At 52.6% G+C, this 13,156-nt stretch carries 13 protein-coding genes and 1 tRNA gene; 4 read left to right on the top strand and 10 right to left on the bottom strand.

Features of this window, described 5'->3' with window-relative positions; translation table 11 throughout:
• Positions 1-117: 117 nt before the first annotated feature.
• The 8 genes from Q4E64_RS10565 to Q4E64_RS10530 all read right to left on the bottom strand — a co-directional run bounded on the left by Q4E64_RS10565 (position 118) and on the right by Q4E64_RS10530 (position 7,645).
• The gene (locus Q4E64_RS10565) at positions 118-744 is read right to left on the bottom strand and encodes an MBL fold metallo-hydrolase (protein ID WP_303167876.1); all 627 of its coding nucleotides are present in this window, start codon (positions 742-744) and stop codon (positions 118-120) included.
• 32 nt (positions 745-776) lie between these two features.
• Complete coding sequence (gene dtd / locus Q4E64_RS10560; RefSeq protein WP_303167875.1) at positions 777-1,226, bottom strand: D-aminoacyl-tRNA deacylase; 450 nt, start codon at positions 1,224-1,226, stop codon at positions 777-779.
• Positions 1,223-3,463: a bifunctional (p)ppGpp synthetase/guanosine-3',5'-bis(diphosphate) 3'-pyrophosphohydrolase gene (locus Q4E64_RS10555; protein ID WP_303167874.1), complete on the bottom strand. Its 2,241-nt coding sequence runs from the start codon at positions 3,461-3,463 to the stop codon at positions 1,223-1,225. Before Q4E64_RS10555 ends, dtd begins: the two co-directional genes overlap by 4 nt.
• 27 nt (positions 3,464-3,490) lie before the next feature.
• Positions 3,491-5,833, bottom strand: a complete 2,343-nt coding sequence (recJ, locus tag Q4E64_RS10550) for a single-stranded-DNA-specific exonuclease RecJ (protein WP_303167873.1) — start codon at positions 5,831-5,833, stop codon at positions 3,491-3,493.
• On the bottom strand, positions 5,830-6,183 hold the full coding sequence (locus Q4E64_RS10545) for a lipopolysaccharide assembly LapA domain-containing protein (protein WP_303167872.1): 354 nt from the start codon (positions 6,181-6,183) through the stop codon (positions 5,830-5,832). The genes recJ and Q4E64_RS10545 overlap by 4 nt, the downstream gene beginning before the upstream one ends.
• A 267-nt stretch (positions 6,184-6,450) precedes the next feature.
• Positions 6,451-6,810, bottom strand: a complete 360-nt coding sequence (locus tag Q4E64_RS10540; protein ID WP_303167871.1) for a hypothetical protein — start codon at positions 6,808-6,810, stop codon at positions 6,451-6,453.
• A 325-nt stretch (positions 6,811-7,135) separates the two neighbouring features.
• Positions 7,136-7,212, bottom strand: a tRNA-Pro gene (locus tag Q4E64_RS10535).
• Between the two features lie 97 nt (positions 7,213-7,309).
• Positions 7,310-7,645, bottom strand: coding sequence for a hypothetical protein (locus Q4E64_RS10530; RefSeq protein ID WP_303167870.1), 336 nt, complete (start codon positions 7,643-7,645; stop codon positions 7,310-7,312).
• Between the two features lie 166 nt (positions 7,646-7,811).
• Between Q4E64_RS10530 and mscL the strand changes: the two genes are divergently transcribed.
• From mscL to Q4E64_RS10510, 4 genes are all read left to right on the top strand, one after another.
• Positions 7,812-8,246 carry a large conductance mechanosensitive channel protein MscL gene (gene mscL, locus Q4E64_RS10525; RefSeq protein ID WP_303167869.1) on the top strand — a complete coding sequence of 145 codons (435 nt, stop codon included), beginning with the start codon at positions 7,812-7,814 and terminating at the stop codon, positions 8,244-8,246.
• Positions 8,247-8,387: 141 nt separating this feature from the next.
• Positions 8,388-9,608, top strand: a complete 1,221-nt coding sequence (tyrS, locus tag Q4E64_RS10520) for a tyrosine--tRNA ligase (protein WP_303167868.1) — start codon at positions 8,388-8,390, stop codon at positions 9,606-9,608.
• 98 nt (positions 9,609-9,706) lie between these two features.
• On the top strand, positions 9,707-11,032 hold the full coding sequence (brnQ, locus tag Q4E64_RS10515; protein ID WP_303167867.1) for a branched-chain amino acid transport system II carrier protein: 1,326 nt from the start codon (positions 9,707-9,709) through the stop codon (positions 11,030-11,032).
• Positions 11,025-11,885, top strand: coding sequence for an Mrp/NBP35 family ATP-binding protein (locus tag Q4E64_RS10510; RefSeq protein ID WP_303167866.1), 861 nt, complete (start codon positions 11,025-11,027; stop codon positions 11,883-11,885). Before brnQ ends, Q4E64_RS10510 begins: the two co-directional genes overlap by 8 nt.
• Before the next feature lie 93 nt (positions 11,886-11,978).
• Here the strand turns inward: Q4E64_RS10510 and Q4E64_RS10505 are convergent, their stop codons facing one another.
• Together Q4E64_RS10505 and Q4E64_RS10500 are read right to left on the bottom strand one after the other, a co-directional pair.
• The gene (locus tag Q4E64_RS10505) at positions 11,979-12,395 is read right to left on the bottom strand and encodes a YkvA family protein (protein ID WP_303167865.1); all 417 of its coding nucleotides are present in this window, start codon (positions 12,393-12,395) and stop codon (positions 11,979-11,981) included.
• 124 nt (positions 12,396-12,519) lie between these two features.
• The gene (locus tag Q4E64_RS10500) at positions 12,520-13,011 is read right to left on the bottom strand and encodes a YajQ family cyclic di-GMP-binding protein (RefSeq protein ID WP_303167864.1); all 492 of its coding nucleotides are present in this window, start codon (positions 13,009-13,011) and stop codon (positions 12,520-12,522) included.
• Between the last annotated feature and the right edge of the window lie 145 nt (positions 13,012-13,156).

The following is a 13,156-nucleotide window of genomic DNA, read 5'->3' as shown; positions in this document are numbered from 1 at the left end:
AGGGAGGTAAAAGTTATGCTAAAGCCTTTTGCCCCCTCTTAGAGGGGGCTGTCACCAAAGGTGACTGGGGGAGCTAATCTCGTATTACTTTCTCTATATTTACAATCTTTTATAAAATTATTGCAGGAACGGATTTCTGCGGCGCTCCCAGCCGACTGTAGTGGACGGCCCGTGGCCGGGCAGCAGCTTCACGTCGTCGCTCAGCGGCAAAATTTTACTCTTGATGGATTGCAGCAGCTCTTTGTAGCTGCCGCCGGGCAAATCGGTACGGCCTATGGATTCGCAGAAAATAGTATCGCCCACGAACATTACGCCGTCAGCCTCCAAATAATAGCAAACGCCGCCCTTGGTATGGCCGGGCGTAGCCAGCACCTTGAACTGCATGCCTGCCAGCTCCAGCATATCTCCGTCCTTGACGATATGTTCCGCCGGCTCGCACTTAATGGCATAGCCAATAAAAAACGATAAATTAACGTCGGCCTTTGCCAGGCAGGGCTCGTCGCCCGCGCTGATGTAAACCGGCGCGCCCGTAGCCTTGCGCAGCTCGTTTAAAGCGCCGATATGGTCGCTATGACCGTGGGTAAGCAAAATAGCTGTGATTTTCGCCTTCGCCTGCTCCGCCATGCGTAAAATAGCGTCGCAGTCTGCGCCGGGGTCCACAATAACGCCCTCGCCCAGCTCCTCGTTAACAGCAAAATAGCAATTGGTAGCCAGCATGCCTACCTCTGCTCCGTATATTTTCATGCCATGCCTCCTACATATCAAAATATATTAAATCAAAGAATTTTAGTTGAATCCAACAAAATAGTTACCGGTCCGTTATTCACCAGCTCCACCAGCATGTGGGCGCGGAAGACGCCGGTTTCCACCGGCAGCCCTTTGGCGCGGCACTGCTCCACAAACTGCTCGTAAAAAGCGTTTGCTATATCCGGCTTGGCCGCCTTATCGAAGGAAGGACGCTTGCCCTTGCGGCAGTCGCCGCACAGCGTAAACTGGGACACCGCCAGCAGCGAACCGCCGATATCCTGCACCGAAAGATTCATTTTGCCTGCGGCGTCCTCAAAAATACGCAGGCCGCACACCTTATCCACGATATAATGCAAATCCTTTTCCGTGTCTCCCTCGGCCACGCCTAAAAGTACCAGCAGCCCCCGTTCTACCTTACCGGTAAGCTGCCCGTCCACCGTAACGCTGGCGCGGTCCACCCGCTGTACTACCGCTCTCATTTGCGCTTACCTCCCCCGGCGTTGGCCGTGGAAACTACGCGCTCTACGTTATAGACGCCCTTCATGCGGCGAATACGGTTCATAACGTATTCCAGCTGCTCCAGGCTGGTAATATCCAGCCCCATGTGAGTGGTCGCCGTTTTATTTTTGTCCGTATGACAGCTCAGGGAGAAAATATTCAGCTTCGCTTCGCTGGTGATATTCATAATATCGCTCATCATGCCTGGGCGGTCCTGAGAGGTTATCATAATATTAACCTTGTAAACGTCGTCGATGCCCACATCCCAGGAAACCTCGATCAGGCGGCGCTGCTCGTCAGGATTATTGGACAGCACGTTGGGACAATCGGCACGGTGTACGGATATACCGCTGCCGCGTGTAATATAACCGATAACCGGGTCGCCGGGAATCGGGTTGCAGCAGCGGGCCAGCTTCACCATAATGCCCTCCTCGCCCTTGACCAAAATGCCGTGGCTCGATTTAGCCTTGGATTTACGCGGCTTCAGCTCCGCCAAAACCTGCGCCAGATCCTTGGTCGTCTCCAGCTTCTGCTCTTTTTTATACAGTTCCACCAGCTTGGACATAACGGTGTTCAGCGTTACGCCGCCGTAGCCCAGCGTGGCCAGCAGGTTTTCGTCCGTATCGATGCGCAGCTTATTGCCGACGGCCCTTAATTTTTCCGGCGTCGTCATTACTTTAATATCGTAACCGAGGCGCTTAACCTCGCGCTCCAGCATCTCGCGGCCCTTAACGATATTTTCCTCGCGGCGTTCCTTCTTGAACCAGTTCTTAATCTTATTGCGCGTATCGCTGGAGCCGACAATATTGATCCAGTCGCGGCTGGGACCGCTGGACTGCTTGGAGGTAATGACCTCCACGATGTCGCCGTTTTTCAGCTGGTAATCCAAGGGCACAATGCGGCCGTTGACCTTGGCGCCTACGCAACGGTTGCCCACGTCCGTATGGATCCGGTAGGCAAAGTCGATGGGCACGCTGCCCACGGGCAGGTCGATAACGTCGCCGCGGGGCGTAAAAACAAAGACCTCGTCGGCGAAAATATCCATTTTAACCGTGTTGACAAAATCACGGGAATCGTTCATATCGTTGTGCCATTCCAGCAGCTGGCGCAACCAAGACAGCTTGGCGTCAAAGCCCTTGTCGCCTCCGGCAGCGGGCTTGCTGCCGCCGCTCTCCTTATAGCGCCAGTGGGCGGCGATACCGTACTCGCTGATGCGGTGCATTTCAAAGGTACGGATCTGGATTTCCAGCGGCTGCCCGCCGGAGCTGAGCACCGTAGTATGCAGCGACTGGTACATATTGGATTTAGGCACGGCTACATAATCCTTAAAGCGGCCGGGAATGGGCTTCCACATACTATGCACGATGCCCAGAGTGCCGTAGCAGTCCGTAACCGTATCCACCAGCACGCGGATAGCCAGCAAATCGTAAATTTCGCTTAACTGCTTATGGTCGCGCAGCATCTTTTTATGGATGCTGTAAAAGTTCTTGGGGCGTCCCTGAATTTCGCAGCGGATACCGGCCTTTTCCAAGGCCTTCTTCAAGGTTTCCATAGCGTCGTTAATCATGGCTTCGCGCTCGCGACGCTTGATCTTTACCTGCTCCATCAAATCATAGTAGATTTCCGGCTCCATATAGCGGAAGGCCAGATCTTCCAATTCCCATTTGATGGTGTAAATGCCCAGACGGTGAGCCAACGGCGTATAAATTTCCAGCGTTTCCCGCGAAATGGACTGCTGCTTATGCACGGGCATATACTTCATGGTGCGCATATTGTGCAGGCGGTCGGCCAGCTTAATCAGAACCACGCGAATATCGCGGGCCATGGCCAGAAACATTTTGCGATAGTTTTCTATCTGCCGGTCTTCCTTGGAAATATATTCGATCTTGCCCAGCTTGGTAACGCCGTCCACCAGATTGGCTACCACTGCGCCGAAGCGCTCCTTCAAATCGTCCAGCGTATAATCCGTATCCTCGACAACGTCGTGCAGGAACGCGGCCGCCAGCGTCGTTTCATCCATCTGCAGGCCCACGAGAATGCCGACCACGCCTATTGGATGAATGATATAGGGCTCGCCGGATTTGCGCACCTGGGTTTTATGCGCGTCAGCCGCCAGCTCATAGGCCCTGCGGACAAAGGCCGTCTGCTCCGGGCTCAGATACTCCTCTATCTTAGCAAATAATTCTTCTACATCGGTAATAGTTCCTGTTGAGGGCATTCCTCTCCCCACTCCTATCCTTCAACGTCAGCCGCGCAGCAGCTCGTACTGGCTCAGACGTAAATTTTCTCTATAAACAGCTTCCAAGCGCTGCCGCTCCTGCTGCAGGGCTGCGTACAGGGGTGAATCCTCCAGCCGGCAGCGCTTAATCACACCTTTTTTTATTATACCATTATTCAGGGTAATAAAGCCAAGCTCCGCCATAATTTTTATAGCGTTCCTGCTAACGCAGCGGTGTTTTTGTAACAAATATTCCATATTGAGCGCGTCCGCAGCGGCCAACTCGCCCATCACGGCTTTATAAGCTGCGGCCATGCCGTCCCTGTTGGGATGCTCCAGCGCCAGCCGCGCCAACGCCGCGTCCAAATCCTGCTGCTGAAACAGCAGCAGCACGTTGCTCACGCCCTGACGGCTTAAATCCTGGCACAGCTGCCGCAGCTCCAGCGCAGGCAATTCCAGAAAGGCCGCTATGCCGCCGCTTTGCTCCCGCCAGGCAGAATAAGGCCGCACCGTTAAATAGGACAGCAGCCCCTGCCGCTTGCCGCTCCAGGCTTCGGCCAGCCTCTGCGGCTGCTCCATATATACCGTCAGCTGCGGATACACGCGGGCTGAAGCCGCCAGCAAAGCATATTTATTCTCATGGACGGCGCGCAGATCGCCTATGGTCAGCTGCTGCCTGATGCTCACCGCATGCAGCTGTACGCTGGTTTCATTATTCCAGACGTTGATCCGGGGCTGAAAGGCCACGTCGGCAATCATATTATCAAATAAAAAGGGCAGCAAATCGGCATTGTTCCACATTACGCAGCGATAGGAAAAATCCCCCTTATCCAGGGTAAACTGCAAATGGGTGCGCTCCTTGCCCATGGCTCTTTGATTATGCAAGAGCGCGCTCTGAAAAGCGAAAACCGGCGTCAAATTGGCGCAGCCGCAGGGTTCCAAAAGCTGCAGCTGCTGCAAATCGCGCAGGGTTATCTCTCCCTGCCCCGGAACAACGCAGTCCACCACCTGATGCGGCTGGTAATCCTCCGGCTGCAGATGGGTACGCACATATTCCCTGAAGCGGCGGCGGAATTCGTCCACCTTCGCCGTCGGCAGCGTTAAGCCCGCCGCCTGATGGTGCCCGCCAAACTGCGTGAGAATATCGCTTTCCGCAGCAATCGCTTCGTATAAATTCAGCGCCGGTATGCTGCGGCAGCTGCCCTTGGTCATCTCCCCGGCAACGCTTAACAAAATAGTCGGCAGATGGTATTTATCCACCAGCCGCGACGCTACGATGCCGATAACGCCCTGGTGCCAGCCTTCGCTGGCCAGCACGATGGCCGTATCGATATGCTCCTCCTGCGCCAGCTGCGCTTCCGCTTCCTCCATAATCTGGCGGCTGATCTCCTGACGCAGAGCATTCTCCCGGTTAAGCTCGGCAGCGATACAGTCCGCCTTCTCCGGGTCATCCGTAACCAGCAGCTCCACTGCCGACTGGGCATGCTCCAAACGGCCTACGGCGTTCAGCCGCGGCGCCAGGCCAAAGCCAATATTGTCAGAGGCTATCCCCTTTTCCGGACAGCCGCTGGCTCTAATCAACGCCTTCAAGCCCACCAGCCGCGTCGTTTCCATAGCCTTGAGGCCCCGGCGCACCAGCTCGCGGTTTTCTCCCACCAAGGGCACGATATCCGCCACGGTTCCCAAAGCCGCCAGCTCCGTCAAATCCTGCCACGCAGGCAGCGAGCCGCCCTTTTTCTGCTCCAGCGCCTGACACAGCTTAAATGCCACGCCCACGCCGCTGAGCTCCTTAAAGGGATAACGGCAATCGCTCTGCTTGGGATTAACGATAGCGTAGGCCGGAGGCAGCGCCTCCGGCACCGTATGATGGTCCGTAATAATAATATCCAGGCTTTCGGGAGCGTTTTCTACCTCATGCAGGCCGCTGATACCGCAGTCCACCGTAATTACCAGCGTCGTGCCGCCGCCGGCAATGCTTTGCAGCGCTTCGTCGTTGAGACCGTAGCCCTCGCTTTTGCGCTGGGGAATATAGGTAGCCGCCTTAGCTCCCCTGCCGCGTAAATAAATATACAGCAAGGAGGACGCCGTAATGCCGTCCACATCGTAATCGCCGTAAACGGTGATCTGCTCGCCTGCGGCGATAGCGCGCTCGATACGCGCCACAACTTTAGCCATATCCTTCAACAGAAACGGGTCATGGAAGGGCGCGTCGCTGCCATACAGAAACTCCCGCATGGACTGGGTATCGTTTAATCCCCTCTCCAGCAAAATTCCCGTCACCAGCGGCGAAATGCCCAGCTCGGCCGCCAGACAGCCGGCCTTATGCTTATCATAATCGCGTATTTCCCAAATACGCTGCTTGCCAATCATTGCTCTGCTCCCGCTTTCGCTTTAGCTCCAGCTTCGGCGGCGCCAGCCTCCTTGTGCAGGTTCTGCGTATGCTGCAGCATATTGATGCGCTCCTCCAGACGTTTTTTCTCGCTTTGCAGAGCTGTAATCTGCTCCTGCAGCTTTTTATCCTGCAAATAATGGCGCGCTTTCATCGCCAGCAAAAAGCAGGTGGCCACCAGTACGCCCACCAAAAACGAGCCTAAAATAACCAGCACTAACGAAGACGTGAAGCTCCAAAAAACAAAATTCAAGGAAACTGCAACCGCGTTCTGCACGGCAAACAACGCTACTATGATACTCAATACAATAACGAAAATCAACATCGGCATCTTCCTCAGCTCCTTCGCAAAAATAATGATTAGTATAACTGTTAATATTCTGCCATAAGAGAAAAATTTCCTGCCTGGTATTGTGAAAAATCGTTGTATACATAGAAATACCGGCCTTCAAGCATCAGGTTGTGTCCCTAACGCCTGCGGCCGGTATTTAATAAAATTATTATGCTAACGTAAACGCTTTACGCCCAGCGGCATAATAAACTCAAAGCGATCAAAGCTTGACGCTTGCTGTTTTTGGTGCCGCATCCGAGCAAAGTTTTAATAGGCGTCCATCCCGTTGCGTCCGCCGCCAACAATACGCACATTCTCCACGCCAAAGGCCGCTTTAATTGCAGGCAGCCATTTAGCCGTCAGCGCCGTGCGCGTTTTTTCGTCGCCCGTCAGCATCAGCAGCGCGTTGTCACCCAAGTTGACGTTTTCCAAAGTGTTGACCAAACGGTCGAACTCTTCGCTGCCCATAGCCTCCTTCAAAGCTTTAAGCCCCGCTACTAGCTGCGGCTTTTCTTTAGCAGCCCGCGCTTCCAGCGTTTCAAAAGCCACTTGTACCAATTTACTATTAGCCGCACCCACGAAGCTTTCTTCCAATTTCCCGCTCATGCCTAAAAAATCTTCTGCCATAGTAAAACCTCCTCTGCTTAGCTGATTTATATTCATTATACGGCGCCCGGCTGCCGTACTACCGCCCAACGCCGCTAAAGCCGAACCACTGGCATAAAGCCTTAGCTATGAATTTCCCCATGAGCTATAAATACATTCTATTATTTAAATGAGAATATATTTCTCTTTACCTTGTATATTTCTTTGTATTATTAGTATACATCGCAAGGAGAGTTTTAGCAACGACAAAATATTTCAATTCCAACGCTCCTCGCAGAAGCTGTTTCTATCTATGCTCATAACAAAAAAGAACCGCTTTTTCAAGCGGTTCCCTGATTTTTGCAATTGGTCGGGGCGGCGAGATTCGAACTCACGGCCTCTTGTACCCGAAACAAGCGCGCTACCAAACTGCGCCACGCCCCGACATCAGCGCTGTGCTTATGCATCAGCAACGAATAATATTATAAAGCAAGTCGGCGCTCTTGTCAACACCTTTTCGCCTTATTTCAACATTAAATTTTTAACCCTGAGTAACTACGCGGATACTGGTCACTTCAAAGGCTTCGGCAATAGCCGGTAAAATTTCACGCTCGATATTGGTGCGGTGCAGCTCGCTTTCGGCTACCAGCATAATACGAGTGTCGGCATAATTGATATTATGCACCTTGCTTACCAAACGCTTAAAGGTATCCTCGCCAATCAGCTCCTTCAGCTTTTGCAGGCGGGCAAACACCTCCGGCTTTTCCTTCTGCATCCGCTCCTCCAGCGGGGAAAAGGGCACGGTCACTACGCGAGCGTCGCGGGCTAGGACAAAATTTTCCTCATTTTCACCAGGTACTACTAAATCTTCACGCATTGTCTATTCCTCCATTTATGAAATGTCAGCTAAACCTGCCTGCGCAGGGTTTGTTCTATAATATTATATGCCACGACGACTTTTCAGTCAAGCGGCAGGATTTTTCGCTTGAAGGTAGAATATTTGTAAAGTAGAATAATTATAAAAAGTTTAAAGGAGGATGCTTATGTCGTTTAAAGAAGATTTTAAAAAATTCGCTATGCGCGGCAATGTGATAGATATGGCTGTAGGCGTTATCATTGGCGGAGCTTTCGGCAAAATTGTCGGCTCGTTTGTCAATGACATTATCATGCCGCCGCTGGGCATGGCGATAGGCAAAATGGATTTTACTAATTTATTTGTCAGCCTTAACGGCCAGCATTACGCTACTCTGGAAGCCGCTAAAAAGGCCGGCGCTCCCGTTTTAGCTTACGGCAGTTTTATTAACGCCGTGCTGGATTTCGTTATTCTGGCTTTCATTATTTTTATAATGGTCCGCCAGATTAACAGGCTCAATCCGCCGCCCGCGCCTAAGCCGGACCCGCGGCTATGCCCTTACTGCCGCTCGGAAATCGCCGACGACGCTACGCGCTGCCCCCACTGCACCTCGCAGCTGGATTAACCGCCTTTCAACGCTGTGAGCGCTCATGCGCGCTTACGGCGTTTTTTATTTGCTAATATAGATATAATGGGTTATAATGAGTTGTGATTATCTGTCTGGCGGCGCACGCCGCAAGCTTAAATATTTTAAGGAGGTCATTAGATGTCTGTCTTTGACGTGCTTTCGGAACGCGGCTTTATTAAGCAAATGTCCCACGAAAACGAAATTAAGGAATTACTGGAAAAGGAAAAAATTACTTTCTATATCGGCTTTGACCCCACTGCCGACAGCCTGCACGTAGGCCATTTTATCGCGCTGATGATGATGAGCCATATGCAGCGCGCCGGCCATCGCCCCATCGTCCTCTTGGGCGGCGGCACCGGCATGGTGGGCGACCCCAGCGGCAAGGACGAAATGCGCAAGATGCTGACGCCCGAATTTATCGCCCATAATATCGAATGCTTTAAAAAGCAAATGAGCCGTTTTATCGATTTTAGCGATGGCAAGGCCATTATCGCCAACAACGCCGACTGGCTGTTGAATTTGAATTACGTAAACCTGCTGCGCGAGGTAGGCGTGCATTTTTCCGTCAACCGCATGCTGACGGCTGAATGCTTCAAAAAGCGTTGGGAAAAAGGCCTGACCTTCTTTGAATTCAACTATATGATTATGCAGTCCTATGATTTCTGGAAGCTGCATCAGGATTACGGCTGCATTATGGAACTTGGCGGCGACGACCAATGGTCCAATATGCTGGCCGGCGTAGAACTGATTCGCCGCAAGGAGCAAAAGCCCGCTTACTGCATGACCTGCAAGCTGCTGACCACCAGCGACGGCCGCAAGATGGGCAAAACGGAAAAGGGCGCTCTGTGGCTGGACGCCGAAAAAACCTCTCCCTACGATTTTTACCAATACTGGCGCAATGTGGACGACGGCGACGTAGAAAACTGCCTGAGCCTGCTCACCTACCTGCCCATGGACGAGGTGCGCCGTCTTGCCTCCCTGAAGGACGCGGCCATTAACGAAGCGAAAAAGGTGCTGGCCTACGAGGTTACTAAGCTGGTACACGGCGAGGAAGAAGCGCGCAAGGCGCAGGAGGCGGCGGAAGCGCTGTTCGGCGGCGGCGTAAATCTTGACAATGTGCCGACCATTGAAATTGCCGCAGAGCAAATGAGCGCCAAGGTTATCGACGTACTGACTGCCGCCAAGGTTTTCAGCAGCAAGCGCGAAGCTCGCCAAATGATCGCCCAAGGCGGCCTCACCGTGAAGGACGCCGTGCTGAGCGACCCGGAAGCAACGCTGAACCCCGGCTTGTTCGACGCCGACAAGAGTTTGCTGATCCGCAAGGGCAAAAAGAAATATTTCCGTATGCTGGTCAAATAGTTCTAAAGCAATAATAAGCTTCAGGGCAGGCTCTTGCGGTCTGCCCTGTTATCATGTATACTGAGTACAAATACTTTTTGCTGTAAAGGATGAATGAGATGAGTTTAGCGAAAATTCTGCCCATAGGCCTGATGCTGTTTTCTTTTTTCTTCGGCGCAGGCAACCTTATCTTTCCGCCGGTGCTGGGCCAAATGTCGGGCGAAAACCTGACGATTGCCGCCATTGGCTTTTGCTTGAGCGGTGTCGGCTTTCCCTTGCTGGGTATTTTGGCCATGGCCATTATCCGCAGCAATAACCCCGACGATATGGCGCGGCCTGTCAGCACTCTCTACGCCCGCACTATCTCCATTTTATGTGCGCTGACAATCGGCCCCTTTTTCGCCATTCCGCGTACTGCGGCAGTGTCCTTCGACACGGGCATTCTGCCCCTGCTGCCCGACGGCAGCGGCGCTATCGGACTGGCCGTTTATTCCCTGTTCTTTTTCGGATTGAGCTACTTCCTTTCCGTCAACCCGTCAAAAATTGTGGACAATATAGGTAAGATTATGTCGCCTTTGCTGCTCGTCTGCCTCGGCATTCTTATTATTTTCGTTATTACCAGTCCCATGGGCGGGCTGCAGCCGGCCAACGGCGTTTATAAAACCGCGCCTTTCTTCAAGGGATTTCAGGACGGCTACAACACTATGGATTTGCTCTGCTCCATGCTTTACGGCGCGGTGATTGTAAAATCCATCGAAGCCACGGGCATCAAGGATCAAAAGCAGCTGACCAATATGTGCATTTACGCCGGCATTATCGCCGCAATTTGCCTGGCGCTGATTTACGGCGCGCTGGCTTACGCCGGCGCTGTCAGCACGGCTGCCTTCGGCATCGTTTCCAACGGCGGCCAGCTGCTGAATATGATTTCCGTTCACTACATGGGCTTTCCCGGTCAGATGGTGTTGGCGCTGATTATTTTCTTCGCCTGCATCACCACCTCCATCGGCCTGACGACCTCTATTTCCGCTTACTTCCACGAGCTGGGCGGCGGCCGATTGCAATATCAGCGCTTATGCCTGTATATTTCTCTGTTCAGCCTGGTCGTATCCAATTTCGGCCTGAATAATATTATTAAATTTTCAATTCCCGTTATCTGCATGCTGTACCCCATCGTTATTGCCATTGTGCTGCTGAACGTGGGCCACAGCGTTTTAAAGGGCGATAAGATTATCTTCCGCGTTTGCCTGACGCTGACTACCGTCTTTGCCATTTTCGACGGCCTGCGAGCCGGCGGCTTCCACCTGCAGGCGCTGGACGCGCTGCTGGTAGAGTATCTGCCGCTGTTCGACATTGGCTTCGGCTGGGTTCTTCCCTGCTTCGGCGGTATGCTGCTGGGCTATCTTTATCGTCTAATTTTTACAAGCAAGGTGAAAAATAATGAGTAACGAACAACAATGCAGCAGCTCCGCTACCTGCGGGCGCTCCAGCTGCGATGGCTGCCCTTCTGCCGCAGGCGCGCAGCAGCCCCAGGATTTTACCGCTAAGCTCCACGAAATGAGCAGCGTGAAGAAGGTTATCGCCGTTGTCAGCGGCAAGGGCGGCGTGGGCAAATCCCTGGTAACCGGCCTGATGGCCGCCGCTATGCAGCGCCGCGGGCACCGCTGCGGCGTGCTGGACGCCGATATTACCGGCCCCTCCATGAGCAAAAATTTGGGCGTAAAGGGCAAGGCCCAGGCTTCGGAAATAGGCATTCTGCCGCAAACCGCTCCCTGCGGCGTCGAAGTAATTTCCGCCAACATGTTCCTGCCCAACGAGTCCGACCCCGTAGTATGGCGCGGCCCGCTGATTGCCGGTATGGTGAAGCAGTTCTGGAGCGACGTTATCTGGACGGATATAGACTATATGTTCGTGGACATGCCGCCGGGAACGGGCGACGTGCCCTTAACCGTTTTCCAATCCCTGCCCGTCGACGGCATCATCGTCGTTACCTCGCCCCAGGAATTGGTATCCATGATCGTCGCTAAAGCGGTGAAAATGGCTAAGATGATGAATATTCCCATTCTTGGCCTTATCGAAAATTACGCTTACTTCCGCTGTCCGGACAACGGCAGGGATTACGAAATTTTTGGCCCCAGCCATTTGCAGGAAACTGCTGACGCTTACAGCCTGAAGGTGCTGGCGCGCCTGCCCATCGACCCCGCTATCGCCGCCGCAGGCGACGCAGGCAGGCTGCACGAAGTACGGCTGCCGGAAATCGACGCCTGCTGCGAATATGTGGAAGGAGCCTTTAAGGATTAATCAAAAAAAGAAAGATGTGCGCTGAATCCTTAACCGGAATTCACTGCACATCTTTTTATTTTTATCTTTTTTATCGGTGCTGCTTATACGGCCTCACTCGTTCTCCAACTGCTGCACGGTCTCCTGCCCGAAAATTTTACTCAAAAAATTCCGCGCCTGCCTGCGAACGTTTTCGTCTATGTAACCCTGCACGCGAATAAGCGCGAAGGTTATCGCCACCAAATCGTCGGAATAACCCAGCACCGGCGTAAGGTCGGGAATAAAATCCAGGGGCGAAATCAAATAGCCCAGCGCGCCCATAATCAGCGCTTTGGTCGCGGCTGGCACATCCGGCCTTTGCATAACGAACCACAGCTGCGCCGCCTTATACAGCAGCTCCACGCCGATGCTTTTGCCGTATTGCGTCAGCTTGTGCAGCAAGCCCTCCTCACTGAAATTTTTCTCATATTTCTGCAGCTCCTTGCCGGTAATCTGCGAGCTGTCGAATACATCCTTCTTTTTATCCGTCATGCGTTCTCCCTCCTGTTTGCCGTTCTTTATTTTCATTATACAGAATTATTATGGCGAATGCATGAAAATTTTATAAAAAAACAGGGCGCTTCTTCCGAAACGCCCTGCCCATACCTATAAAATTTTAACGCATATTGATAAATTGCAAGTCTACGCCGAAGTCGCCGGCCTTTAGCGTCTGAATAACGGCCTGCAGATCGTCCTTTTTCGCTCCGGCCACGCGCACCTGATCGTCCTGGATTTGCGCCGTCACTTTCAGCTTAGTAGCCTTAATCGCGGCTACTATTTTTTTGCCGTTTTCTTTGGAAATACCCTGCTGAATTTCCAGCTGCTGGCGCACCGTACCCTTAGCGGCGGGCTCAATCTTGCCAGGAACCAGACAGCGTAGCGGAATGCCGCGTTTAGCCATCTTTTGGCGCAACATATCCAAAATTGCGCCCAGCTTGTATTCGTCCTCTGCGGCCAGCTTAACCTCTTTATCGCCTAATTCGATGGAAGCGTTGCTGCCGCGAAAATCGTAACGCTGGTCGATTTCTTTCTTCACCTGATTAACAGCATTGTCCATTTCCTGCATATCGATTTGGGAAACTACGTCAAAGGAACTGTCTTTAGCCATTTATTATACCTCGCTTCTGTAAATTATAAATAGATTATACCGTGTCTACCACGGCTCTGGCATCGTATTTTACTTACCAATCGCCGGGTGACAGGCATATGTTGTACATCAGCTCTCGCTTCGCTTTCAGCTCGCGAATCGCTGT

Source organism: Phascolarctobacterium sp., from assembly GCF_030531065.1.
In the GTDB taxonomy this organism is placed as follows: domain Bacteria; phylum Bacillota; class Negativicutes; order Acidaminococcales; family Acidaminococcaceae; genus Phascolarctobacterium_A.
The sequence above is the reverse complement of the archived record's forward strand: the minus strand, read 5'-3'. Positions and strand labels throughout refer to the sequence as shown.